This window comes from Virgibacillus pantothenticus, from assembly GCF_018075365.1.
In the GTDB taxonomy this organism is placed as follows: Bacteria; Bacillota; Bacilli; order Bacillales; family Amphibacillaceae; genus Virgibacillus; species Virgibacillus pantothenticus.
This window is the reverse complement of record NZ_CP073011.1, coordinates 4,496,894-4,521,349: the sequence shown is the minus strand read 5'-3', so window position 1 is coordinate 4,521,349 and position 24,456 is coordinate 4,496,894. Positions and strand designations below refer to the sequence as shown.

25 protein-coding genes are annotated in these 24,456 nt (G+C 37.5%); 7 read left to right on the top strand and 18 right to left on the bottom strand.

Features of this window, described 5'->3' with window-relative positions; translation table 11 throughout:
* Positions 1-54: 54 nt before the first annotated feature.
* Both KBP50_RS20890 and KBP50_RS20885 read left to right on the top strand, forming a co-directional pair.
* Positions 55-1,305, top strand: coding sequence for a hemolysin family protein (locus tag KBP50_RS20890; RefSeq protein WP_050350772.1), 1,251 nt, complete (start codon positions 55-57; stop codon positions 1,303-1,305).
* An 88-nt stretch (positions 1,306-1,393) separates the two neighbouring features.
* Positions 1,394-1,654, top strand: a complete 261-nt coding sequence (locus KBP50_RS20885) for a metal-sensitive transcriptional regulator (RefSeq protein ID WP_175609406.1) — start codon at positions 1,394-1,396, stop codon at positions 1,652-1,654.
* Positions 1,655-2,231: 577 nt separating this feature from the next.
* Here the strand turns inward: KBP50_RS20885 and KBP50_RS20880 are convergent.
* From KBP50_RS20880 to KBP50_RS20860, 5 genes are all read right to left on the bottom strand, one after another.
* Positions 2,232-3,101: a sensor histidine kinase gene (locus tag KBP50_RS20880; protein WP_406927031.1), complete on the bottom strand. Its 870-nt coding sequence runs from the start codon at positions 3,099-3,101 to the stop codon at positions 2,232-2,234.
* A gap of 199 nt (positions 3,102-3,300) precedes the next feature.
* Entirely contained in the window at positions 3,301-3,990 is a 690-nt protein-coding gene (locus KBP50_RS20875) for a response regulator transcription factor (protein WP_050350775.1), read from the bottom strand.
* Positions 3,991-4,081: 91 nt separating this feature from the next.
* Positions 4,082-4,681 (bottom strand): peroxiredoxin family protein, encoded by a 600-nt coding sequence (locus tag KBP50_RS20870; protein ID WP_050350776.1) that lies wholly within the window; start codon positions 4,679-4,681, stop codon positions 4,082-4,084.
* A 13-nt stretch (positions 4,682-4,694) separates the two neighbouring features.
* On the bottom strand, positions 4,695-5,438 hold the full coding sequence (locus tag KBP50_RS20865) for a cytochrome c biogenesis CcdA family protein (RefSeq protein WP_050350777.1): 744 nt from the start codon (positions 5,436-5,438) through the stop codon (positions 4,695-4,697).
* Complete coding sequence (locus tag KBP50_RS20860; protein WP_050350778.1) at positions 5,435-6,082, bottom strand: hypothetical protein; 648 nt, start codon at positions 6,080-6,082, stop codon at positions 5,435-5,437. Before KBP50_RS20860 ends, KBP50_RS20865 begins: the two co-directional genes overlap by 4 nt.
* A 361-nt stretch (positions 6,083-6,443) precedes the next feature.
* On the opposite strand from KBP50_RS20860, the gene KBP50_RS20855 reads away from it, so the two are divergent.
* The 4 genes from KBP50_RS20855 (at position 6,444) to KBP50_RS20840 (ending at position 9,219) form a co-directional block, all read left to right on the top strand.
* Complete coding sequence (locus KBP50_RS20855) at positions 6,444-6,725, top strand: hypothetical protein (protein WP_050350779.1); 282 nt, start codon at positions 6,444-6,446, stop codon at positions 6,723-6,725.
* A gap of 251 nt (positions 6,726-6,976) precedes the next feature.
* Positions 6,977-7,861 (top strand): LysR family transcriptional regulator, encoded by an 885-nt coding sequence (locus KBP50_RS20850; RefSeq protein WP_050350780.1) that lies wholly within the window; start codon positions 6,977-6,979, stop codon positions 7,859-7,861.
* A gap of 448 nt (positions 7,862-8,309) precedes the next feature.
* The gene (locus KBP50_RS20845) at positions 8,310-8,828 is read left to right on the top strand and encodes an acyl-CoA thioesterase (RefSeq protein ID WP_050350781.1); all 519 of its coding nucleotides are present in this window, start codon (positions 8,310-8,312) and stop codon (positions 8,826-8,828) included.
* Between the two features lie 22 nt (positions 8,829-8,850).
* The gene (locus KBP50_RS20840; protein WP_050350782.1) at positions 8,851-9,219 is read left to right on the top strand and encodes a hypothetical protein; all 369 of its coding nucleotides are present in this window, start codon (positions 8,851-8,853) and stop codon (positions 9,217-9,219) included.
* Positions 9,220-9,244: 25 nt separating this feature from the next.
* Here the strand turns inward: KBP50_RS20840 and KBP50_RS20835 are convergent, their stop codons facing one another.
* From KBP50_RS20835 to KBP50_RS20815, 5 genes are all read right to left on the bottom strand, one after another.
* Positions 9,245-10,612, bottom strand: coding sequence for a sodium/glutamate symporter (locus KBP50_RS20835; protein WP_050350783.1), 1,368 nt, complete (start codon positions 10,610-10,612; stop codon positions 9,245-9,247).
* A gap of 401 nt (positions 10,613-11,013) precedes the next feature.
* Positions 11,014-11,298, bottom strand: a complete 285-nt coding sequence (locus KBP50_RS20830; protein ID WP_139325361.1) for a hypothetical protein — start codon at positions 11,296-11,298, stop codon at positions 11,014-11,016.
* Complete coding sequence (locus KBP50_RS20825) at positions 11,276-12,628, bottom strand: glycosyltransferase (protein ID WP_050350784.1); 1,353 nt, start codon at positions 12,626-12,628, stop codon at positions 11,276-11,278. The genes KBP50_RS20830 and KBP50_RS20825 overlap by 23 nt, the downstream gene beginning before the upstream one ends.
* Before the next feature lie 270 nt (positions 12,629-12,898).
* Positions 12,899-13,609: a GntR family transcriptional regulator gene (locus KBP50_RS20820; RefSeq protein WP_050350785.1), complete on the bottom strand. Its 711-nt coding sequence runs from the start codon at positions 13,607-13,609 to the stop codon at positions 12,899-12,901.
* Positions 13,610-13,691: 82 nt separating this feature from the next.
* Positions 13,692-14,432, bottom strand: a complete 741-nt coding sequence (locus KBP50_RS20815) for an SIS domain-containing protein (protein ID WP_050350786.1) — start codon at positions 14,430-14,432, stop codon at positions 13,692-13,694.
* A 196-nt stretch (positions 14,433-14,628) separates the two neighbouring features.
* On the opposite strand from KBP50_RS20815, the gene KBP50_RS20810 reads away from it, so the two are divergent.
* The gene (locus KBP50_RS20810) at positions 14,629-14,799 is read left to right on the top strand and encodes a hypothetical protein (RefSeq protein ID WP_157858447.1); all 171 of its coding nucleotides are present in this window, start codon (positions 14,629-14,631) and stop codon (positions 14,797-14,799) included.
* A 12-nt stretch (positions 14,800-14,811) separates the two neighbouring features.
* Here KBP50_RS20810 and KBP50_RS20805 read toward each other — a convergent pair whose 3' ends face one another.
* The 8 genes from KBP50_RS20805 to KBP50_RS20770 form a co-directional block, all read right to left on the bottom strand.
* Positions 14,812-15,585, bottom strand: a complete 774-nt coding sequence (locus tag KBP50_RS20805) for a sporulation protein (RefSeq protein ID WP_050350787.1) — start codon at positions 15,583-15,585, stop codon at positions 14,812-14,814.
* Positions 15,586-15,769: 184 nt separating this feature from the next.
* Positions 15,770-17,212, bottom strand: a complete 1,443-nt coding sequence (nagE, locus tag KBP50_RS20800; RefSeq protein ID WP_050350788.1) for an N-acetylglucosamine-specific PTS transporter subunit IIBC — start codon at positions 17,210-17,212, stop codon at positions 15,770-15,772.
* A gap of 117 nt (positions 17,213-17,329) precedes the next feature.
* Complete coding sequence (locus KBP50_RS20795; RefSeq protein ID WP_050350789.1) at positions 17,330-18,151, bottom strand: PRD domain-containing protein; 822 nt, start codon at positions 18,149-18,151, stop codon at positions 17,330-17,332.
* 97 nt (positions 18,152-18,248) lie between these two features.
* On the bottom strand, positions 18,249-18,737 hold the full coding sequence (locus KBP50_RS20790; RefSeq protein WP_050350790.1) for a PTS sugar transporter subunit IIA: 489 nt from the start codon (positions 18,735-18,737) through the stop codon (positions 18,249-18,251).
* Between the two features lie 407 nt (positions 18,738-19,144).
* A complete protein-coding gene (locus tag KBP50_RS20785; protein WP_050350791.1) occupies positions 19,145-20,098 on the bottom strand; it encodes an ABC transporter permease in 954 nt (317 codons plus the stop codon).
* Entirely contained in the window at positions 20,091-21,005 is a 915-nt protein-coding gene (locus tag KBP50_RS20780; RefSeq protein ID WP_050350792.1) for an ABC transporter ATP-binding protein, read from the bottom strand. The genes KBP50_RS20785 and KBP50_RS20780 overlap by 8 nt, the downstream gene beginning before the upstream one ends.
* A gap of 1,364 nt (positions 21,006-22,369) precedes the next feature.
* Positions 22,370-23,023: a lysoplasmalogenase gene (locus KBP50_RS20775; protein WP_050350793.1), complete on the bottom strand. Its 654-nt coding sequence runs from the start codon at positions 23,021-23,023 to the stop codon at positions 22,370-22,372.
* Between the two features lie 1,023 nt (positions 23,024-24,046).
* Positions 24,047-24,439 (bottom strand): hypothetical protein, encoded by a 393-nt coding sequence (locus KBP50_RS20770; protein ID WP_050350794.1) that lies wholly within the window; start codon positions 24,437-24,439, stop codon positions 24,047-24,049.
* Between the last annotated feature and the right edge of the window lie 17 nt (positions 24,440-24,456).

Sequence of the window (24,456 nt, the reverse complement as noted above, 5' to 3'; positions counted from 1 at the left end):
ATACGTACCCTAATAAAATAAGTCCATGGGTATACACAAGGGGGCATTCAAAAGGTGATCATTGCGATCATTGCTTTATTATTCGTATCTTTTTTCTTCTCCGGTAGTGAAACAGCTTTAACTGCCGCGAATAAGATGAAATTACAAACAAAAGCGAATCATGAAGATAAGCGAGCTAACAAATTACTTCGATTAGTATCAAAGCCCGAGCAATTCATTACATCGATATTAATTGGAAATAACATTGCTAATATTATTTTGCCCACGTTAGTTACGATCGTTGCTATGGATTATGGTGTGAATGTGGGGCTAGCTTCCGCGATATTGACGGTTACAATCATTATTTTTGCAGAGGTGATACCGAAGTCTGTCGCTGCCGCATTTCCTGATCGCATGGCATATATTGTGTACCCTGTAATTCGTGCTGTCGTATTTGTTTTTCGACCGCTAACGATGTTATTAAATGCGATAACGGGTTTAATTATTAAACTTTTATCAAAAGGTCAAGAAACGAGTGCTTCTGTATCTCGAGATGAAATCCGGGCAATGGTTGATATTGCGCGCACAGAGGGAATATTCAAACAGGATGAGTCACATCGGATTAAGGGTGTCATTGAATTTAGTAATTTGAATGTCAAGGATGCATTAAAAACCCCTAGGGTGGATATTGTAGCTCTTTCCAGCGATTCGGATTTTGAAGAAGTACGGAACATAGCAATTCAAAACCCATTTACACGATATCCCATTTACGAGGAGGATATTGATACTATTATTGGTGTCTTCCATTCAAAATATTTATTGTCCTGGTCAATGGATCCGGATAAAGCACTCGAGTCATTTAGTGATATGAATCCGTTGATTGTGTTTGAATTTCATTCGGTTGATTGGGTTTTTCGCAAAATGATTCAGGAAAAAAAGCATATGGCCATTGTTATAGATGAATACGGTGGGACAGAAGGTATTATTACTCATGAAGATATTATTGAACTGCTAATTGGCTTAGAGATAGAGGACGAAACAGATAGAGGCAATGAACCGCTTGTAGAAAAAGTGACTGATACGGAGATTATTTGTAATGGAAAGATTTCATTACATCGGTTAAATACTATTTTTCATACGAACATCATCGATGAAGAGGATGTATTGGCTGGTTACCTGTTAAAAAAGATGAACCGCTTTCCTAATGAAGGCGAAGAACTGCAAGAAGGCAGCCTAACGTATCGTATTTTAGAAGTAGACGAGCGCATGATTAAACGTGTACAAATAGAGAAGCATAAGGAAAAAGCAGATGAAAGCCAAAAATAACGATAGAACTATTACCCTGTATTACTAATACTTTGCATTTTTGTATAATCAATCATGGTATAAAAGTATGATAGAGGAGGAGCATAAGTTGGAATATGATGCAAAAATTATTAATCGAATGAAGCGTGTAGAAGGGCAAATTAGAGGCCTACAACGAATGATGGAGCAAAAAAAAGATTGCCGTGATGTTGTGGCGCAAATGTCTGCTGCTAGAAATGCGATTGATCGAACAGCAGCATTAATCGTCAGTCAAAATTTAGAGCGCTGTATACGAGAAGAACAAGAAAAGGGCGGTAACACCGACGAGCTGATTCAAGAAGCAGTACAGCTATTAGTTAAAAGTCGATAGATATTTTACTTAACTTTGACGCCCTAATACTTAAGGTTTTCATGTAGACTGCCAATCTTGATAAAAGTTAACAGGGCAAGGGATTGTGACTGGGGAGAATGAAAAAAACATCCTCCCTCCTAGTTACACTCATTATAAGGTAGGGAACATAGTTTGGAAAAACTATAGTTTTTAAGTGTTCATCTTCACTAATTAACTATTTCTGAGGGTGCATTGATATTCCAATGAAGGATTTTGAAGTATTCTTGGAAGGAAGTACGGTATCATTTCACCAACTCCGAATTTTTTTCACTTAATAACACCATATACTTTTCCAGCCTAAAATACCTCCATCAACTTGCTTAGAAGTTTGGTAAATAAATTCTTTGTTATTATTTGCTAAAAAGGCACATGATTCACCGAAATGAATGTTACCAACTCCCTAAGTAATAACTAACACCTTTATCCCCGTATATAAGGTGTGTAAGACTCCCCGCTTTAGGAGTTGGATGGAAGATAGTAGCACCTTTTTCTAACAATATCCCAACTCTAAGACCATGGGTTAAACTCGATGGATAGAAAGAAAATGGAAGTGCAGCTACTGACAAGGTAACCAGACCCAAAAGGTATTTTCTATTGCTGTTGTTTCCACCTGAATACTCCCACCATGTTGGTCTATGATCTCCTTCGTAATAGCAAGTCCTAATCCAGCTCCGCCTGTATCTCTACTGCGGGATGACTCAAGACGATAAAACCGTTGGAAAATCCTTTCTTTTTCTCGGTCTGGTATTGGTTCACTAGGTCCGGAAACACCAATATAATAGCCGTTATTTTGTTTTTGTCCCGTAATGCGAATAGGTCCTTTTCCCTTATAGTATTGAATCGCATTGTCTAAGAGGTTACTTATGACTTGTTGTATTCCTTCTGTGTGGACATATACATCTGCTGTTTCCACTTGTAATTCCAATTGGATACCTGCTTGCTTTAGCGTCCAGCGGAACATAGAAACGCACTGCTCCAGAAGTGGTTTTACCGCCTGTATTTCTTTATGGTTATATGAGTTTGAAGTGGTGTAGTCCCATTGCTTTAGTTGATCAAACTGATGGAGCATCGAAGTGAGTCGTTGTGATTCTTGATAAAGTGCTACAAATAACTCCTGATCACCTTGAATATCACCTGATTTCAATGCAGACAGGTACCCGTTAAGATTGGACAGTGGTGTACGAAACTCATGTGAAATATCGGAAACGAGTTTTTTTCGATCTACCTCATTACGATTGAGCTGGGCAATCAATTGGTTATATTGCTGTACAAGCTGACCAATTTCATCATTTCTGGAAACAGGGATAAGGTCGGGATATTCTCCATTTTTTAGCAATTGCGTTGCTTCCATTAACTCCCGAATTGGATTTAGTAGTCGTTTCGATAAATAAAAATATAAAATCGAGGCAACAACGATGGCGATCATGACAAAGAGCCAAACATAATTTAATAGCGTTTGGTTAAATTGCTGCTGTCTAAGTTCATCCAGGTTCCCGACACCGGCCGCCAAAAAGCAAGCAGTATTATACATGGCCCAACCGCTTATCCATAAAGCGACACTGATTACAAAAAAGTGTAAAAACGTTAATCTCCACAGAAAACTGACAGGTGTCACGTTCATTCGTTTAGGTTGTAGTTTGGACAAATTTATACCCCATTCCACGAACAGTTTGAATTCGTTTTGGCTTAGCAGGTGCTTCTTCAATTTTTTCCCGCAATTTCTTTATATGGGCATCAATCGTTCGATCCATAACCATGCTTTCCGAATGAGGGTAGAGCTCTGTTACAAGTTGCTCTCGCGATAAAACGATATTCGGATGTTGCATGAACAGATAAAGCAGATTAAATTCAAATTTTGTAAGCTGAATGGGCTTATTATGGAGCAAGACTTCCCCTTTTCGTGGTTTTATACAAAGGCCATCCCGGACAATCTTCTGACAGAAATGACCAGTTCGCCGCAAAACAGCCTCCACATGTGCTACGAGTTCATTTGGATCGAACGGCTTTGTCATATAATCATCTGCTCCAATTTTTAGTCCAGCTATTTTATCTTCAATGCTTGTCTTAGCAGAGAGCATGATAATAGAAACTTCGCCGTTTTCCTGTTGTTTCACCCAATGGCAGAACGCTTCTCCGCTTAACCTTGGGAGCATTAAATCAAGGATGATCAGACACGGAAGATGTTTTAAAAATACGGATTTTGCTTCCTCTCCATCGGCTGCTTCGACCACTTCGTATCCATTTTTTTCTAAATAAATACGCACTAGGTTGCGTATCATTTTATCATCTTCAACGACCATAATTGTTTGTTTCATGATCTCACCTCAACACTAGTGTACCGCAGTTGAAGGGGAATGTGATACCGGAAAGCTGTATCTTTTCATATGACTCTTATACGAGAATTTGTTATTCCATTTTTTCAAATTCCTGTACCATTAAGTCATAATTCATAGCGCCAAAGGCTTTGTACTGGATGATGCCGTTACTGTCAATCATGAAAGTCGACGGAATCGGCTGAATTTGGTACCTATTTGCTACTTCAGTGTTCTCATCTTTTAAGATCGGGAAAGTAAGCTCGTATTCACTGACGAAATTTTGGATGTTCATTAAGTCGCCTTCTGTTTCAGTTAAGTTAACAGCTAAAATATTTATATCTTTATTTTCATGGAATTTTTGCATATCTGGCATTTCTGCTCGGCACGGAGGGCACCACGTAGCCCAGAAGTTAACCATTACTCGTTTGCCGCGTAATTCAGATAGCTGGATGAGCTCCCCGTCTAACGTAGGTAATTTGAAATCGGGAGCGAGATTACCGACTTCTAAACCAACTTCACTGGAATCTCCTGTTTTTTCTACTTCACTCGTTTGGTTTTCTTGGGATGTGATTTGATTTCCAGCAGGAGGCGCATCTGCTTCTTGTGCTGTTTTATTGGATGAAAACACAAAATCGTACAACGCCCAAGAGAACATTCCGATGATAATAATAATCAGAATTGCTTTTTTCATGAACCATTTCCTCCTAACCTAAGTTTGTTAACCATGTATCTTGAACAAGATTTAATAAAAATGCCGATATCCGTGGCATAAGACCAGCGAATAAAAAAATCCCCATGATAATCATAACGACGCCGCCTACCTTCATAATAATCCCACTATATTTGACGATCCATCTTGTAGAGCCGAGAAAGAAAGTAAGTATGAGAAAAGGAAGTGCAAAGCCGATCACATAAAATATAGTGTACCAGGCGCCTTGTGTCGGGTTAGCTGCCGCAACTACTAAAATGGAAGCGAAAATAGGTCCAATACAGGGTGTCCATCCTGCTGCAAATCCCATTCCGACAAAAACAGTTCCTAAATAGCCGACTGGTTTTGTGGTAAAGCGAAAGCGTTTCTCTTTCATAAATGAAGTGATTTTTAACCAGCCACCGACGAATAATCCCATCACAATAATAAAAATACCGGCAATTCGCTGAATGAAATCTCCGGATTCCCCAGCCAAGAGACCTTGAATCCATTGTCCTAAAAAGGAAACACCAATACCAAGGCTAATGAAGATTAGTGATACCCCAAGCAAAAAGAAAATCGCATGAATAAGTAGCTTACTTCTGATTTTTACATGGTTATTTGTTTCTAGTTCTTTTACACTCATTCCGGTTATGTAAGATAAATAAGCCGGAAAAATGGGTAAGGTACAAGGGGAAAGGAAAGATAACATCCCTGCACCTAACGCTAACCATATCGTTAAATCTGTTGCTGCTGTCACGAAGACACCCTCTTTCTTTTAAATATGAATATAATCAAACTAATCATGCCAACCGTAATTAAGAAAAGTGGATGGATCATATATCTGAAAATCGTTGTAAATGGCAACAAGTAGCTGAGTATAAGTTTTCCGCTCATCCAACTAATGGTTAGACTTATTAAAAGTATATGATCTTGTATACGCTCTCTCAATAATAGAAACAGAAGCAGTAAGAGTATCATAAGCACAAAGTTACCCCATGCCAATGGATTATCATGCCATACGATATCCATAAAATGATAGGTGAATGAGGCTACGATCAACACGGGAATGTAATTTACAAGCAGGTTTTGGATTTGTAGCCCATTCTTTTTTACTTGATATCTTATTTGTATCGCTAATAAGATAAGAGCTAGGTAAAAAGCTTGGGCATCACTCGGGTAAGCTAAAACGGCAATAGGATCGGAAAGAAATAATGGTAATTGCAAAACGACTTTAGCAACCCAAATAAATAAGACCAAATTTATTAAATAGGAGATCATGAGCTCTAAATTTTTTCTTTTAGCCGTGCTCGAAAGATTACTGGTTAGATAATAGGCTAAGAAGCCAACGACAAAGCTGATCACATTGATCGCAATCGTCATTAAAACGGTGGTTGATGGCATAAGCTCTCCTCCAAATTTCAAACGAATCTAATCATAGTATAAAAAAGGAATGTGAAAATTTGATGAAAGAGCATAAAAAATGTTTAACTGAAACGAGCTAAGGCATAAAGTTTCATTATTTTGTATCCATGAAACAATAAATAGTAAAACTATCATAGCAAATGAAGCAATAATGCGTTACAAAGATGAAAAAGAATGAATTATGTTACTATTATATTAGTTATCGTATAGCTTAATACTTTCGGAGCTGAATTTAACAGAAGGGGAGACGGTGTTTTGGGGAAATGTATAGGGAAGTACGTTCTATGAAATTCAATGCATGTCCGAAGACGATATACTATTCTGAAGGGAGACTGATTTGGTGAGTCTAATTGCAAAACAGCCGTACTTCAAAATGGAAAGAGTAGTAACGAGTTTGCAGCAAGAGGATATCAAGCAGGAACGGATGTTATATTTATATTCCAATAAGGTGATTACGCACCGACGTGAATTCCATATAGAAGATGTGTTGGATTTTTCATATCGGGAAATTTCTAATCAAGGGGGCATTTTATATTTACACTCATTACAAGGCTTATACACGTATACAGTAGAGTCTTCTCCAGAAGAATTTATTCAAACCTTTCGGAAGTATTTTAAATAAACTGGCTGACATGTTTACAAACAGCTGGCAATGGGGAGAAACTGAGCCATCAGATATATGAAATTTCTTTTTTCTTTATGGCTTAAAACGTGTTTATAAAGGAATACAAAGATCAATAGCTTGATGGGATGAGGTTTACAGCAAGTGAAATAGTTGGGAGAAATGCATGAGCAAAAGGAGTTACTTATAAAGAGCAGATATTAAAACCTCCTTAATCTTAGCAACCATTATTAGGGGAGCGGGGCAGAAAAGTGGAGATCAAACATATACAGTACTTTATCGAAGTAACGGAAACGGGGAGCTTTACACAGGCTGCCAATCGATTATATATTACGCAGCCTGCGATTAGTCGGATTATTAAATCACTTGAAGACGAGCTTGGGTTTACATTGTTTATTCGTTCCAGGAAGAAGCTCGTGTTAACAGAGGAAGGTCAGGTTGTCTATCAGCATGCAAAAAACATAGAAGAGCAATATCAGATGCTGTTAGCAGATTTGGACCAATTTCAGCAATTGAAAAAGGGGCATATGCGAATAGGTCTTCCATCGATTACGAACGCATTTTTCTTTTCGCAATTGATTGCTTCCTTTCATCATAAATACCCAGAGATAACTTTTCAGCTAGAAGAGGATGGCTCTAAAAGAATTGAAGAAAAAGTTCATCAAGAAGAACTGGACTTTGGAGTTGTCGTTTTACCGACGACACAGGAAGGTTTTGCTTCTCATGTTTTTATACATGAAGGATTAAAGCTGATTGTTCCGGTAAGTCATCGCTTCGCGCAGCGAAAAAGTATCACGCTAAATAACCTGGAGAACGAGGCATTTATTATGTTTAATCAAGATTTTTCATTACGTGAAAGTATTGTCAAGGCATGCGAAGATGCGGGATTTAAGCCAAAGATCATTTTGGAAACGTCCCAGCTTGATTTCATTGAAGAAATGGTTGCTTCAAATATTGGGATTACTTTCCTTCCAGATAGCACATGTCAGGAGTTAACCCGGGAAGTGACAGCTGTTGCTATTGCAAACCCGACCATTGAGTGGAAGCTAGCTTTAATTTGGAAACAGGATTCGCATCTGTCTTATGTGATGAAGGAATTTATCCGGTTTGCAGAAGAAAAATTACAACACCAATAAAGGATTCTCTACATGGGAAGGCAGCTTGCAAAGAACCTCTCTTGGTTTTAGCAAGCTTTTTTGTGGTATTTATAGACAACTCTATTTCCCCACACCCCGTACAAAATCAAGGAAAATGAAAAGGCCTCTTTTTACGTTGTCCTTTGTGAACTTCGAGTAATTCTTATGAAAACTTGGCGAATTTGCCGTGTGCTTCGAAGAAAATGTATACTTTTACAATGAAATTAAGCTTCTTTTAAGTTTCGATGAAAAAGGAGTTTAAGGACTTTATTTCATTCCCTTCCGTTTTCTTTGTGGCAAGAAAATAGTGTATTTTGCTCCAATAAAGCCCTTACATAACGTTTCGTTATGGAGGGCATTTAAAAACGGCATTTTACGTCCGCTGTGTCCGGGAATTATAATGGATAAGAAAGAGAAAAAAGATAAACGGGATAGATAAGGTGATACAATGCATGCAAAAAGAAGTAAAGATACGCGGATCATTCAAAATGATCAAGTATTAATTAACGATTTAAACAATTACCACACCTTATTCGGCGGAGTGTTAATGAAAAAGCTGGATGCATGTGCCACCTTGTCAGCGAGGAGACATGCAAGAGTGAAAGAATGCGTCACCGCATCTACTGATTCGGTTAATTTCAACTCGCCAATACGGCAAAGTGATTCTGTTTGTATTGAATCCTTTGTAGCTTATACAGGAAAAAGCTCCATGGAAATCTTCTGTAAAGTTATTGCCGAAGATATGATTACAGCTGAACGCCGAATAGCAGCAACAGCCTTTTTAACTTTTGTTGCTCTGGATGAAAATAAAAAGCCGATCGAAGTTCCAAAAGTAATTCCAGAATCTGAAGAAGAGAAATTTCTTTATGAGACTGGAGAAGAAAGAGCTAAAATCCGTAGATTGAAACGACAACAAAATAAGGATTTAGTTGCCAAGCTTTCAATTAAAAAACCTTGGGATGAATAAGGGGAAAAAGGAGAGGTTTGCAATGATTATTACATCTAGTTACCAGGAGTTAATAGATGCAAAACGGGCAATTGCTGCATTTAAAGCAACTAAACCAGAAGAATATCGACAATTTCAACGGATTATTCATTTGACGAGACAGCTTCAATTTAACTTTCAATATATGGGCTGTTTAATTATGGGGGAAGACTCGAGCAAGTATCGTCCGCAGGTGAACGATGATTATATCCTAACTGTATATAATCGGGAGGTGGGCAAACTAAAAGCAGATCCAAAAGCAAAAGATATTAAGGCACTCTTAAGTGCATATAAACAAATCGGCTATGGAAAATTATGCGAATTGATTCTTGGTAAAAAACCAATATCGCTCGTCGGTCCAGCCGTTGTATAAATAAAAACATACATGCCGAGCTTGGTTAGCTCGGCATATTATATTCATCGATATTGTTTTTTCTAGCTCCCCACCAACCTGTATATTTGTAAATTCCGATAATGATGGCGGTGCCGAGTAAAAGAACAAGCGGAATGACCCACGTGAGCCCGGCGGCAAACAGAATTGGAGTAAAGGTGATAACGGCGATTTCAGCCGGCGCGACACCGATATAAGCCAGTGCATAATCCTCCGGAGTTTTACTTTTGAGCTCAGGATCAACAATGCGCAAAAGAGCAAGTCCCATGGCAACAGTACCTGTGCTCCATCCCCAGCCAAAAATAGATTTTTCTAACCAAAAATCTTTAAATATATTGGGACCAACAAAACGGAATAAAATATATGCCCACAAGATCCCGAATGCAAACAGAATAATAAGTGGTAGAGCATAATCCATAACGACATTAAGATTAATGGATGCTATACCAATAGCTACGAGGAAATCAGTAGCTGTTCCGCCGATTCGCTCCATGACTCGTTGATCAATATAATCATCTGCTTTTACTTTGCGGCTAAGCGATTGAAATAAAAGACCGACGACAAAAGCAATACTGAATAATGGAAAAGATACTGCTGGAATTAAATCAGATAGTAAGTTCGTAATCCAATAAGCTACTCCAATGACAAACGCTATAACAGCTACATGAAGCACCAACGGATCGATGGAATTGGGAGAAACAGTTTCGACTCCCATATAGGAACGCTTATGCTTTGGGATTAGCCCCGATTGTAATTCACTTGGAAGATCTTTAAAGCTGGTGATAAATTTGGTTTTTCCTTTTTCTGTACTGCGCTTGACGAGAAACAATCCCCCTATTACAGCAACTAGAATACCAACTGTAGCTGAGGTCATGGCAAGATCCTCTGCCTCTTTCCAGCCAGCATGAGCGAAGCCTTCCCCCACTGCTGCTGCTGTCCCGTGACCACCGACGAAGCCCGCTCCTAATATTAAACCAAATCCGCTAGGCAAGTCAGAAAATAATGGGCTTAAAAAGAGTATTCCGAATAATGCTCCTGCTCCCCACATCGATAAGATGAGGATCACGGAATAGGAGAACATATTTCGAACGCGTTGAAACACTTCTGATAAATGTACCTTTGCTGCCCCGATTGGAATGGCAGCAAAAATCACTGCAATTAACAGACTAGGATAGGCGCCGAGTTGTTTCGAAAAAGGCAGCAGATTCCACCCGCTTGGTCCAAAAGCAAGTCCAATAAATCCTGCTAACATACTGGCAGGTAAGAATAAGGCTTGAATCCATTTCACTTTCGCTCGTAAAATGGTTCCTACCAAAAGTAACCCAGAAATAATACTAAAATCGATCATTAATGACCAAATTGTGAATGTTTCCAATAAAGTTCCCCCTTATCTACATCTTTTGTGAAATAATGGTCTGTGATTGTTGCGAAATGTGTGGTGACGTGCTTGTATGCGTGGCTTTAGAACAGGGCAGAAAATTCATTATATCATATTTCTACTTGTTGTGAACGGTTTCATATAATGACGTAATTTTGCTAATAATGGTGAAAATTTGACAATAGAATCGATCTTTGTAAATTACTCTTTGTGAAGCTGTCGAGAACTAGGCTTAAATATATAGTAAAAAACGCCACCCAGAAAGTATTTGTGCGTGTTGGCGTTTTTTACACTCTAAGCAACCATCATGGCTCGCATGGAGAGGTCTCCTTTTATCATAAAAATAAAGTTTTAACTTAAAGAGATTTATTTCATACAAGGCATAAAACATCTAGGGTTTATCGTATAAGAAAGCATAAAATTAATGCTTTAACCCCACATATAAGGTGCTGTAAGGCTCCCGCCTCAAAAATCCCTGCAGTAAGTTCTAAGTGGGAGGTAACAGCACCTCCATGTCCGATTTGTGTAGAGATCTTTAGGCCATACTGTGACAATAACCATCCGTGAGGGATGAAAAAACCCCACGGATTGACGATTCGCTTTTTAGGATAAGAAAAACGATGCAACGTATGAAGTGGATTGGATTTATAATGGTGCATTCTACCAGCCGTATTTTTTTGCACCCCAGCTGTTTTCAATAATTTCTTGTTTCTTTATTACTAAGGTTTCATGAGCGACATCCTTTTCAATATTTAGCCCAGGGTATAAAGCTGAATTACTGCCAATTTTGACACCTGGAAAGAAAACGTTGTTAATGCCTGTCCGAGTATAATCTCCTATAAAAATAGCATTTGAATTCTCCTGCGTGTAAATACGACCTGTAATCTTGTGTGGCTGTCTTGTATCATTAAACCTTAAAATACCAGATACACACGCTGCTGCAATGTCTACATATCGTCCGATTACACCAAACATTTCGCTATAATGAACAGCGGAAACACCTCTCATAGAAACCCCTTTAAACTCTGCATTATGTCCAAATTTATTCTCTTTGCCAATGACAGTTGGTCCTTCAATTTTCGCGTAGTCCTTCACATAAGAATTGTCCCCGATGAGTATGTTTCCATTTAAAATGGCTCCATTATCTATCACTACATTATTGCCTATGATGAGATTCCCATTTACGACCACATTCTTTCCTAGATAAGAATTATCGCCAACTTTTATAAATCCATTGATAGAAGCTGTTTTATCTATTTTCGCACTTGAACTAATATCATTTTCTGTCAGTTGACTCATCATTAAATCCAAATGATAGATGTTAGCATTTAATATGTCCCAAGGAAACTTCATTTGGAAAACTTCTTTATCGGCAACAATACCTGTTATTTGCGATCCGTCATCTATATACTGATTCAATCCGTTTTCCATGTAAAACGAATTAGGAATCATCGATCCAGAAATTCTTTTTTCAAAGCCATTTGAACTATGCATGATATATTGTAATGCCTCTTTACTTAAACTATAAACTCCTGCTACTTGATGAGTTACATAATGATCTCTTGGATGTCCTAAAAAATATTTGATTTCATCATTTTCTACTTTGGCGCAGATGGCTTCCGTACTTTCTTTCTTCTCTATTAATAATATAGAATCTTCAGAATCATGATGCAATATCTTTTTAAGATCTTCTCTAACGAATACATAGTCTGATCTTATAATTAACGTTTTTTCATCTAAGTTTGCATAGTTTTCAGCTAAGAAGCTTCGAAAATCTTGAAAATTACTACTCAGTTGAATCCCTGAATATTTCCATAAAAGATGGGTTACTTGCTTTGATTTATGCCCTAATAATACATGTATCTCATTGGGTTTTATGCCATTTTCGATAAGAAAATCAACTTGAAGAGTAATGTTAGAAACATTTAAAACCTCTAAACAAGCAGGTTGCCATTCTTTATCGTAAGGAAATAATTTTTCCTGATAATCACTACATAGCAGTATCACTTTCATATGAAGCTCTCCTTTGGAATAATGGTTGAAAGCCAAGGACTTAAGAAGACAGTTAAGTGACGTAAAAGTTAGCTTTCGTTCTTTTATTTATCCTGTATATAAGTTGCTGTATGACTCCCACTTCAGGAGCTGGATAATCTCCCTGCAACAACTCTAAGTGGGAGCAGAACCTAAATTCTATTTCGTAAGAGGCCTTTAGGTCATACCATTACGGTACTAACAATCAGTGGGGGATGAATGAAAATCCCCACTGATTGTAGATTCACTCTATTAGCGGTATACGGTATGCATTAGATGAAATGAATTTGTTTGGTACAATGCGAAGCCAAGATTAAAGGGTTTTCCATTTTTTAGATACGCAATATTTTTTATGTCTATAAGTGGTGAACCAATCGGAATGTTTAAATGTTTAGAGAATGACTCATCAGCCATTATAGCTGAAATCCTTTGATCGACATATTCGTATTCAATTCCTTTTTCTTTTAGGTGTTCATAAATGGAATGCCTACAAATGTCTTCTGTTAACTCTTCAACTAAGTGGTAATCAAAGTACTCTAATTCGTAAGACACTGCTACATTATTCGCATAGCGAATTCGTTCAACAAGCCATAACGGATCACCTACATTAATTTGCATATCCACAGCTTGCTCTTCTTCAGCAGCTACTTTAGCAAGTCGCAATAACTTAGTTGAAGGTGTTAACCCTCTATTCTTTGCTTCAGAAGTAAAGCCTATTCCTGGCTTAAATCCTAAATACTTTGGGAGAGGGTTTACAAATGTTCCTACCCCTTTTTTCTTAGATAGCACTTTATCATTTACTAATTCTTCCAATGCTTTTCTCACTGTTATTCTAGAAACATGAAGCTTTTCAGCTAATTCTAATTCAGATTCAATTAACTGATGGGGCTGGTAAATTCTTTTTTCAATTTGATCTAAAATATACTGTTTTACTATTTGATATTTAGCTAAATTGGCTTCCATATAATTGCAGTCCTTTACAATAATCTAATAGCTTCATTATACCATGCATAAGTATCAGCTTAGTAAAACGCAGTATTTGAGGCTATTTCCAATATCCATAGTATTTATCAAATAATTTGTCATTATATTTATCGGCACCATCTAAGTTTGAGCTTTTAAAAACAGGTACATCTAAACCAGCTTCTTTCAACTTGTAAATAACTCCTATAATGATTGCTTGAGCAATCCCAATGCTTGTGAAATCAGAGGTTGGTCCTAATCCTGTATCAATTCCATCCATCATGTATGCTGCATCACCTTTAGGAGCGTGATTATCGATGGTTACATCTGCAATCTCGTACATTTTTTTATTTGAAGAATGTCTGGAAGAGACATTTGTCGAATGATCCATGGACGTTAGAGCAATTACATTGGCGTTTATTTTTTTTGCTTCTAAACACATTTCTACAGGAACATTATTTCTGCCAGAATTTGAGACAACCATTAATGTATCTTTGTCATCCACTTTGTATAAGTTCAACATACTTTTTGCGTATCCATCCAGTCTTTCTAAATACGTACTTTTATTCGGCATCTCATGTAACATTAATTCCGGAGGCAGCATACCTTTTACATACGCTAATCCGCCAGCTCGAATGTATATTTCCTCAGCTACCATATGGGAATGACCTGAGCCAAACACATAAAATCGGCCTCCATTTTTACAACTTTGGAAGATGAGGTCTGCTGCTTGTTCTATATTATCAACCTCATTTTCTTCTACAGCTTTCCATGTGTCTGTTAAATAATTAAGATAACGGACGATTTCTTTTTTTGTGTTCATTTATAGTCCTCCTTCATTGTTATATCTACATGTTATAACAGGTAGTAAATACATGTCAAGTTAATCATGCGTTTTAAATAAACTTGGTTAATCGCAACATAAAGAGTGTACATTTTTAATAGAGTCCAATAGTGTGTTATATCGTACATAAGGTGCTGTAAGGCTTGCCATTGACTTTATTGACAATGGCTGTGATGTGTATGAAGTAAAATACAGCTGGTTATGGAAGAAAAAACAAAGCTATAATAAAAAAGAGCTTCAAATCCTTGATCTAAAAGGATTTAAAGCTCTTCAATTGCCTTTCACAAGAATGCTTTTGGAAAATGGGAAAGGGCATTCTGAAAACATTGGTTTATTTATTAGTTAACGCGAGCTAGAATTACGATAGGTTTTCTTCAATTAAAGCTTCTAGTTTCTCAGGCAAATCACCAACATTATCAAATCCGTAGCGAATAACGACATTGCTCTCATCTAAATTGAAAAATTCTACTAGAAAACTATCTTCGTTTCGCATTTTTCGATCCACCTCAACAATAGCTACAACCTCAGACTCATAGACGAAAAATGCAGCTTCCAATTCATCTAATTTACGTTTATATTTTTTAGCTTTAGGCTTAAACTCAAATTCTTGAATAATTGGAAATTCATCTTTTAACTTAGATGATTGTGGAGTGAGCTCACATTTCACATCTTTTAATTCAAACCCCAGGCTATCCGCAGCGTCAAGAAAGGCATCCACTAATGGATGAGGATCGACTTGTATGTAATCGCTATCTCTTGGGTCCAATGCTTTTTTTATATCCATGCCTGTCTCCAGCCATACTTTTGTTTTCCCAAGAGTTGCTGGTGTTTTTGCAGGCAGTTGGAAACGGAATGGAATGGATTTAGACTCTTCAGCCTTGATTATAAAACCGTCAGTGAGCTTGAAGCGTTGAATGGTGTGTCGATGATTATCGCTTTCCTTATCATTGATTTCCATTGTGTGATTAGTTAATAAGCTCACATAGATTTGATCTATTTGCTGTTCCGAATTTCCTCCCTCTACTTCCAAAACCCCTTCAATCATTTCTCCAGGTACAAAATCTTCTGTTTCTATTTTTGCGTCAACTTTTGCTGAACCAATACCGATGGAATTGAAAAATTTCTTAAACATATGTAATGTCCCTCCTTTTCTTTAGTATAAATGAAAAAACTGTATTTTTATAGACAGAATTCAAATTTTGGTAAAAAGCGGAGGCCATGTCTGCTCTTTTTCAATAAAATTATGTGAGCTATATTACTGTGTTTTGTTATCAAAGCAACCCCTCCAGTAAAATAAACTGGAGGGATGACCATCTTTATTTACGTATTTTATTAATTTCATCCGCGACAAATTGCACATTTGTACCGACAATAACATGAATTCCTTTCGCACCAACCTTGTTAATACCAGGAACACCGGTAGCTTTAATCTTTGCTTCATCGACTTTACCTATATCTTTCACTTCTACACGTAGACGAGTAACACAGTTATCAATAGAAGTAACGTTTTCATCTCCACCTAAGCCTTCATAAATTTGCGCAGCCAGTTTGGCAAATCGTTGGCGAGAAGATGTTCCTTCATCTTTTGCATCATCTACTACCAGTTCTTCATCATCTTCACGTCCTGGCGTTTTCAAGTTTAACTTCGTAATTAAAAATCGGAAGAGGAAGTAATAGATGACTGCGAACACTAGTCCTTGGACGAGTAGCATATATGGCTTATTCGCGAGCGGTAATGGATAGCTAAGAAAATAATCGATAAATCCGGCGCTAAATCCAAACCCGGATGTCCAATGGAAAAATGCTGCAATCGCCAACGAAAGTCCTGTCAGCAACGCGTGTACGACATATAGAGCAGGAGCCAAGAACATAAATGAAAATTCAAGCGGCTCTGTGACACCTGTAAAGAATGCTGCAAATGCTGTAGCTAAAAGCAGGGAAGCGGCTTGCTTTTTTCTTTTCGTTTTTGCTGTATGGTACATGGCAAGTGCTGCTGCTGGCAAACCAAACATCATGATTGGGAAGAATCCCGCTTGGTACATACCAGTTATACCTTTAACCCCTGTACCATCACGGAATTTACCAATATCGTCAATACCTGCAACATCAAACCAAAATACCGAGTTTAACGCATGGTGCAGACCAGTTGGAATTAATAAGCGGTTAAAAAATCCATATAGTCCTGCACCGACAGCTCCTAAGTCAATAATAGCTGTTCCAAATGATACTAATGCGTTATAGACGACTGGCCAAATGAAAAATAAAGGAACGGAAATTACCATCATAGCAACGGATGTCATAATCGGCACGAGTCGTTTCCCACTAAAGAATGCAAAGGCATCAGGTAGTTGTACATGACTAAAGCGGTTATACATAATAGAAGCAACCATACCAGATATGATTCCAATAAAAACATTTTTACTTGCGCTAAATGCGGCATCGACACTTTCTGCTTCAATTCCTTGTAGCAGGGCTACGGAATCGGTGGAAAGCAGGGTTGTTACGACTAAGAATCCGACGAGACCACTTAATGCTGCTGAGCCATCTTTATTTTTGGCTAAACCCAATGCAACCCCAATAGCAAACAGAATTGGTATATTGCCTATAATAGAATTACCTGCTTGGTTTAGAAAAACAGCTACAGTGTTTACTTGGTCTTTATCAATCCAGTAGCCAATTCCAGATAGTATGGCAGCTGCTGGCAGAACGGCTACTGGTAGCATAAGGGATCGACCAAGTCGCTGTATATAATTCATCATAATAAATTCCTCCTTATAATAGTTATGAATTAAAGCGTGAAAGATACTGTCATCAAATAATAGTTAGTAATTATAATGAAAGCGTTACCAACAAGGTGGTGAGTAAAACAAGCTGTATTATTGGTATTTTTTAAGACGTTCGATGTGTAATGTAATATAGCCTAATTCTTCTGGAGGTAGCTCAATCCCATGGTTTGCAGCAATTTTTTTTGCAACGTTAACAGAACAACGGTAAGAACGTTTAAATTTCTTTTTAATCATAGCAAGCATTTCTTGATCTAACGAATGCGTTTCACAATGATTCACGCGATTTAAGGCAAACCTTAAATGTGTCATTAAACGTTCAAAAGCGAGCGTGTTTTCATCAAAGGTGATGTCCAAATCATGCTGAATTGCTTCAATCATATCTTTGACGATCGCTGTTTGTCTTACCGTTTCATGCAAATCACCTCCTTTAATTTTCATTGTATGGACATGTAGTGCAATAAATGCTGCTTCATCAATAGGTAGTTCAATATGTAGTTTATCTTTTACATGGTTAATCGCCCACAGCCCGATATTGAACTCTTCACGGTACATGATTTTTATTTCTTGTAACAATTTATTTTGTAAATGAATTCCTTCCTTTGTACGTTCAATGGCAAAGGAAAGATGATCGGTCAGAGCTAACAGAATATGTTCATTTAACTTTGTTCCAAGCTGTTGTTCGGCATAAGCAATAATTTCTTCGGAGGTAAGCAGATGTTCTTCCGGTATACGCATGATTAGTTCTTGTAATTTCTCATTTTCTTTTACAACAAACAGCTTTTCAATCTTTGTTGGATTAACAATGTCCTTTTTCTTCTTGTTAAATGCAACACCAGCGCCGATTGCTATTTTTTCTTGCTTTCCGTCTGATACAATCACGGCATTATTATTGAGGATTTTTGTAATTCTCACCGGAATACCTCTCCTTTTACAAGCAGTTCGCTGAAGAGGGAGGTGTGGAGTATTTTGCTTAACCCCACACAGCGCCCCTGCTCTTCAATTTTTTATATTAGGAAGTGACCGTTATTAGAACGGTTTCTTGCGCTGTACTCTTTTTTTCATCAGTAAAGCTGAGCTTTTTACTTCCATCTTGGTTATTTGTAATTATAATAGGTGTTACCGTGCTGGAAGCGTGTTCCTGAATATAGGCTAGATCGATATCCATAAGTGCATCGCCTGCCTTTACCACATCGTCCGTTGCGACTTTAACGTTAAAGCCTTCTCCGTTGAGGGCTACTGTCTCCAAGCCTACATGGATAAGGATTTCAGTGCCATCGTCAGCAATAAGACCAATGGCATGTTTCGTATCTGGTATTTGCACAACTTTTCCATTAATCGGTGATACGAGCTTGCCATCACTTGGAATGATTGCGATACCTTCGCCCATCATTTTTTGATTAAATACAGGATCAGGAACTTCTTCTAGTGGAATAATGTCACCATTTAGTGGTGCATAAATGATTTGTTCTTGTGATTTTTTAAATAAATTTTTAAACATAAGCTGTACTCCTTCTTCTTTAGGCTGTAATGGTGAAATTTTGTTTCTATATAAAGTAGTATAAACGTTTAGCGATAAATTGGAAACGGGGTTCAAGAGTATATCGTTTAAAATAACGGATCACAAGCTAATAGGGCAGTAACTTGATAGCCGGGTTTTACTACATATGTTGCAGTAAAAAAGGCATGGCAGTATACAGAGCCCTAAATATAGGTTACTCTATCATACCACCATGCCTAATCGTGTTAGTCACATGTGATCCGAATATTTATGTTAACGTCATCATAACATCAATGGGGACGAAAATCAACCGTTTTCTTTCTCACATCATCTGTTTCAAACTTTAAACCTTACATCCACGGGGAATCGATGTTTCCTGCGAATGGATGTAAGGTTATTATGATTTGTTATTGGCCAGCTACATCTCGTTTCGTAAATACAATCCAAGATAATACCAAGAAAACAACATAATAAATAAGTAACATGGCAATTGAGAATTCCAATGTCATTCCTTTAATCATTGGTGTGTTTCCATCTGTATATTGGCTTAAATTCATATTAGCAAACAAAATATACTTTGCCCATTCTTTTTGTGCTAACAAGACCATAACTGAATTTCCGCCCATCATTAAGAAAATGGAAATACCGATAGCTAGGGAGCTGTTACGGAGAACAGTGGAAATCATAAAAGCAAATGTCCCCATCATTACGAGTGGTACGATTTGGATTCCATAGCTTGTGAAAATTTCTTTCAGTAGATATGCGGTCTTAAACCCGTCATCTACTTGTTTTACAATTTCTGTGTTCGGGGCTCCAACACCAAAGAAAATGGCGCCTACAATCCATGAAAATAGAAAAACAAAGATGGTTGTATATAAGGCAAACAAGAGTGTTGCGATGTATTTGGATAGTAAGATTCCACTTCTGCTAATTGGACGGATGAGTAATAATTTTATCGATCCCCAACGGAACTCGTTAGCGACAATTCCACCTGCAACAATAATTACTAATAAGCTGACAAATGTAAGCAACCCAGCATTCTCTTGAACAAAGTTCCATGTGGTATAAGGTGCCGGTTGTATATCATGTTCTAAATAGTAGTTGTTTTTTTCGATGGTCTCAGTATTTATAGCTTGTGCGTAATCATCTTTTTTCATTTCTTCTTGTAGTTCCTTGTTTTCTTTCTGAAGTACCTGGCGCCAGTCCTCTCCTTGGTAGTCTTCATTCAAATTAGAGAAATTATTTGCTAAAAAAGCAGAGACAATTATCAGTCCAATTAGAATGATGTACATAATCCAAGTAGATTTCCGAATAAATATTTTGGATTGTTCGTTGTGGATTAATTTTAATAGTCTACTCAATGGTGTTCTCTCCAATCAGTTCAAAGAATTGGTCTTCTAACGTGCCATTCACGACATTGGCTTGGTAAACAGCGCAATTATTCTCTACTAAACTTTTAATAATCGCTGGCATTTGTTCTTTTTCACAACGGAAGGACAGGTCACCTTCCAGTTCAACTACTTTCAAAGCAAATTTTTCTTCTAATAGTTGTTTCGCTTTATTTGTTGGTGCGACGGTCATATGGTGGACAAGATTTCCATTGTCCTGAGCGCCAACTTGTTGCAACGTAACCATTTCTCCATTTTTAATGACACCGATTCGGTCACACATTTGTTCGATTTCAGAAAGCAGGTGACTGGAAACGATCACGGCGACATTTTCCTCTTGTGCCAGGTGGCGAATATGACCGCGCATTTCTCTTATTCCCGCAGGATCTAACCCATTTGTCGGCTCGTCTAAAATTAACACAGACGGTTTATGCAGAAGTGCTTGTGCAATTCCAAGACGCTGGCGCATTCCTAAAGAATATCTGCCAACCTTTTCGTTAATTGCTTTTTCCATTCCAATTAGCTTCACCACTTCATGAATACGTTCTTTCGTTACACCTGGCACCATGCGTGCATAATGCTTTAAGTTTTGCCATCCTGTCATAAACGGATACATTTCCGGGTTTTCAACTATTGCCCCAACTTCTCGTACAGCTTTCTTAAAATCTTGCTGAATACTATGCCCTTGAATGAGGACATCGCCTTCGGAAATATTTATCAATCCGACCATCATTCGGATAGTGGTTGTTTTTCCAGCTCCGTTTGGCCCGATAAAACCAAAGACTTCTCCTCGATTAATTGAAAAAGATAGCCCCTTGATGATGTTTTTATTACCAATCGATTTTTTCAGATTGACTAATTCCATTGCTGCTACAGACATTGCTTTAACCTCCATTTATAGTATAAATATCGTATCGTCTACGAATTTTTTCCTGTCTTGGATAATACGGTGTTCCATTTCTTGGCTACAAAAACGATTAACATGATAGCCAGACCAGCAAAAAATACCAAAGGGGTCACCAAAAATTTTTTCATCTATTATCATCCTTTCTTAAGGGAATGCCGTCATAAATTAGTTCCTACTTGAAATGGTACCATGGGCAATAGAGTATTTTAGCATGTTTTTTCTTACATCTACCTTTCAATTTTGTCACATATGATTGAACTGGTGAAATATGAATACGCGGACGACGATGGATAGAAATTTTCTTCACCTGTTTAAAGAGATTCCAACATCAGATTAGATTTAAGCCAATTATTGGTCAGTTGTTGGAAAGGATACTTTAAAAAAACGCTATCTTTACTAATATCTGAGGCTGTCGTTCCTGTCACTTTTTACTGGTTGCAGTTACATGTTGAGAAGAACAGCATTCTTTACAGTAGGGCTATCAAAAAATAGACTGTCACATCTTTTTAAAGCAGAAACAGATACCTCATTGAAAAGTTTTTTATGATTACACCAATTAAAAAAAGCCTATTCGTACTTAATTAGAGCATAGAGATGAACTACTTCAGCGATGAAAAAAGCGGGGGGCGACAAGCCCCTCCCAAGTAATCGCCTGAAGAATAGTTTGGATACGTGAATCATAATTTGGTGAACAGCTTAAATCTCTGTGCTCATTGCTTGTAGTAATTGTTTTACAAATATCCCATCAAAAGGAGGGTGGATGGGTAACTACTGTTTTAAATGCAGTATTTTAGTAGCGAGAAAAACCCTTCGTGCATGAAATTGGTTTGTATGTTTGGCTAGGCGCGGTATTTTGGACGATTATTATGGTACACAAGATAGATGCTGTTGTTAACAGACTAAGGAAATAACATGACGTACGACTTAGGATGTATTTATCCCGCATATAAGGCGCTGTAAGACTCTGCTTCAAGAACTAGAGAATCCATACTGCAACAAGTCTAAGTGAGAGGTAACAAAAGCTAAATGCACGATTCGTTTAGAGGCCTTTATAACATTACGGTTCTCCCAATCAGTGGGAGGTGAAAGAAAACCCTCACTGATTAAAGATTTACTTTATCACTTACTTGCTATCATTGAATTATTGGCAAAGTCTAGCATGAAGAAGTGAAAGTAGTCTGGGCATAACAAAAAGCTTGCAGAGCATTTCTCTACAAGCTGAGGAAAAGTGTTTCTTTTTCGCTTTACATTTAAAAAAACGAAGTCAATCATTTCAAGGGTTCATAGAAATGAACAGCTTAAAGGAGGGGGAACGGGAACGGTAATCCAAGCTTTGTTCACCAAACTAGCTGTGTATGCTTTCGCCCTAAACTTTTGAGACTATGGGCAATGAAAAATTGCGCGGCATAATACGTAACCATAACGAATACATGCTCATAATTAACGGGCGAAACAAACATATTCCATGCCAAAATAGAGTCGGAAATGACAAATAAGATACTGCCAATACTGGCAAATATATTTCCGGTCATGATTGCAAACCATGCCATACTTGCAATTGCAGCAATATAAATAATAACCGGTATTACAAGGTAAGTATCTTCTGAATTAGAAATTGCTTGAACTAATTCATTGCCCATTATCCAAGCGTAAATCCCAATGGGGATGATACTTGCTACACGATATTTGGAAAATTTCCATTGGGAAACAAAACCAGTTAAATAGAATAAATGGCCAATTAAAAAAGCGGAGAGGCCAACAACGAACCATTGTATCGTCCCATCACCAATAGAGCAGAAGAACAGACCAATTAGAATGAGCCAATGTACAATTGTTTTTTGTTTTGGTGTTTGGTAAAAAGCATAAATGATAATGAGTGCCATTGGAATTAATTTAAAGAATAGTTTAAAAGCGAGAGGCTCCTGAGGAATAATAAAAATATACAGAATACTCAAGACTAAAATAAGTACAGGTAAACGGTTCGCTTGCAAGCGATCACCTTCTTCCTTAAATAATTTTAGTGGGATAGAATAAAATAGGTGAAAAGAACACTTCCTAATTCGGAATCAGTTGCAAATATATTTCCTTTTTAAAATAAGTTTAAACAACATCTCCATTTTTTCTCTTTGTATTTGTTCTAAGATAAGAAACTATAAAATGAGGTGCTTGGGGGATAACGAAATAACCGAATAGCGACGTCCGGCGTATGAGCCTAGCAACGATGCGACTTTAGAAATGCGCCCTACGATAAGTCATCATCGGTTCGCCTCTAAGAGGAAGGCCGACTAAAAACGGGCTTGCCGCTCAGGCGTCGGCATACCCCTGTTTTTAGTGGCATGATTCCTAAATCTTTAGTTGATTCGTTCCATTCGCTACGTTGCTAAACGGGCGCCCCGCGCCTTTGTTCTTGTATATATCGTACAATACATTTAATATTGAGCCAATAAATGGGAAAGCATAAAAAGCATAATGCAGTGAACAGTGGTAATAAACGCGTTTATGATGTAGCATCGCTACTATATTTACACTATAGGAAAGTATAAGATTTTTTTGGTTTATAGTATAAGAAAAACAAAGGCTTCCGCCATGAGACTTGGCGACAAGCCAAGTTTTTCTAAAAAGATAAGAAAGTCCCCTCCATGCTTCAAAGCGAATCCAGAAGGAAGTGCTAAGGATTAACTGCAAGTCAAATGCCTAGTTTGTTTATCTAACACAGTAGGGGACAATGAGAAAGGAACTTGCTGATTGGAGATTCGTATAGTAGGCTAAATTATAACAGTGAAACACATCCGTAGCGATTGTTCCTCAGCTATACGTAGTTCCACTTGAAGAAAAACATTTATCCCTTATATAAGATGCTGTAAGATTCCCATTTGAGGAGTTGGAGAATCTATACTGCAACAAAGTCTAAGTGGGAGATAACAACACTTAAATATCCGATTCGTTCCTCTAACAATCAGTGGGGGAGGAATGAAAACCCCCACTGATTGAAGAATCACTTTATAACAGGTATGCTAACGAAATTTTCTAACGACGATAGCTTGGGTTGTTTTCGTATGCTTACAATTTTCAAATGCTTCTCCATCTACCAAACCTAATGTAATTGCAGCTTCGAGTTTTTCGGTATCTGGTCGTTTTTCAATAATAATAAAATCAGATAGTTGCATGTCCTCCAATTGACGTATAGTACTATCCTGTTCATATTGTGTAGAGGTACGAATTTGTCGTTGTGCACAGAAATCCCCTCGTGCTATCTCACCTTTTTGATTTTCCCCAACGGTTGCATCTAAGGCATGATGAAATTTTTTCTTTAATTGTTTCATTTCTTGCTCTATTTCCTTTTTTTCCTGCTGCAACACATCATATCGCCTTAGTTCTTCTTCCGTAATTCCAATTGTATTTTCCATATGAATAACTCCCCATC

What these genes read in the sequence shown, in the direction of transcription:
- KBP50_RS20825 (WP_050350784.1), bottom strand. Translation starts at nt 12,628, where the DNA reads ATGAAAGTGATACTGCTATGTAGTGATTATCAGGAAAAATTATTTCCT.
- KBP50_RS20790 (WP_050350790.1), bottom strand. Translation starts at nt 18,737, where the DNA reads ATGTTTAAAAATTTATTTAAAAAATCACAAGAACAAATCATTTATGCA.
- KBP50_RS20860 (WP_050350778.1), bottom strand. Translation starts at nt 6,082, where the DNA reads ATGCCATCAACCACCGTTTTAATGACGATTGCGATCAATGTGATCAGC.
- KBP50_RS20870 (WP_050350776.1), bottom strand. Translation starts at nt 4,681, where the DNA reads ATGAAAAAAGCAATTCTGATTATTATTATCATCGGAATGTTCTCTTGG.
- KBP50_RS20840 (WP_050350782.1), top strand. Translation starts at nt 8,851, where the DNA reads ATGATTATTACATCTAGTTACCAGGAGTTAATAGATGCAAAACGGGCA.
- KBP50_RS20770 (WP_050350794.1), bottom strand. Translation starts at nt 24,439, where the DNA reads ATGGAAAATACAATTGGAATTACGGAAGAAGAACTAAGGCGATATGAT.
- KBP50_RS20875 (WP_050350775.1), bottom strand. Translation starts at nt 3,990, where the DNA reads ATGAAACAAACAATTATGGTCGTTGAAGATGATAAAATGATACGCAAC.
- KBP50_RS20820 (WP_050350785.1), bottom strand. Translation starts at nt 13,609, where the DNA reads ATGGAAGCCAATTTAGCTAAATATCAAATAGTAAAACAGTATATTTTA.
- KBP50_RS20815 (WP_050350786.1), bottom strand. Translation starts at nt 14,432, where the DNA reads ATGAACACAAAAAAAGAAATCGTCCGTTATCTTAATTATTTAACAGAC.
- nagE (WP_050350788.1), bottom strand. Translation starts at nt 17,212, where the DNA reads ATGATGAATTATATACAGCGACTTGGTCGATCCCTTATGCTACCAGTA.
- KBP50_RS20805 (WP_050350787.1), bottom strand. Translation starts at nt 15,585, where the DNA reads ATGTTTAAGAAATTTTTCAATTCCATCGGTATTGGTTCAGCAAAAGTT.
- KBP50_RS20880 (WP_406927031.1), bottom strand. Translation starts at nt 3,101, where the DNA reads ATGATCGCCATCGTTGTTGCCTCGATTTTATATTTTTATTTATCGAAA.
- KBP50_RS20780 (WP_050350792.1), bottom strand. Translation starts at nt 21,005, where the DNA reads ATGTCTGTAGCAGCAATGGAATTAGTCAATCTGAAAAAATCGATTGGT.
- KBP50_RS20845 (WP_050350781.1), top strand. Translation starts at nt 8,310, where the DNA reads ATGCATGCAAAAAGAAGTAAAGATACGCGGATCATTCAAAATGATCAA.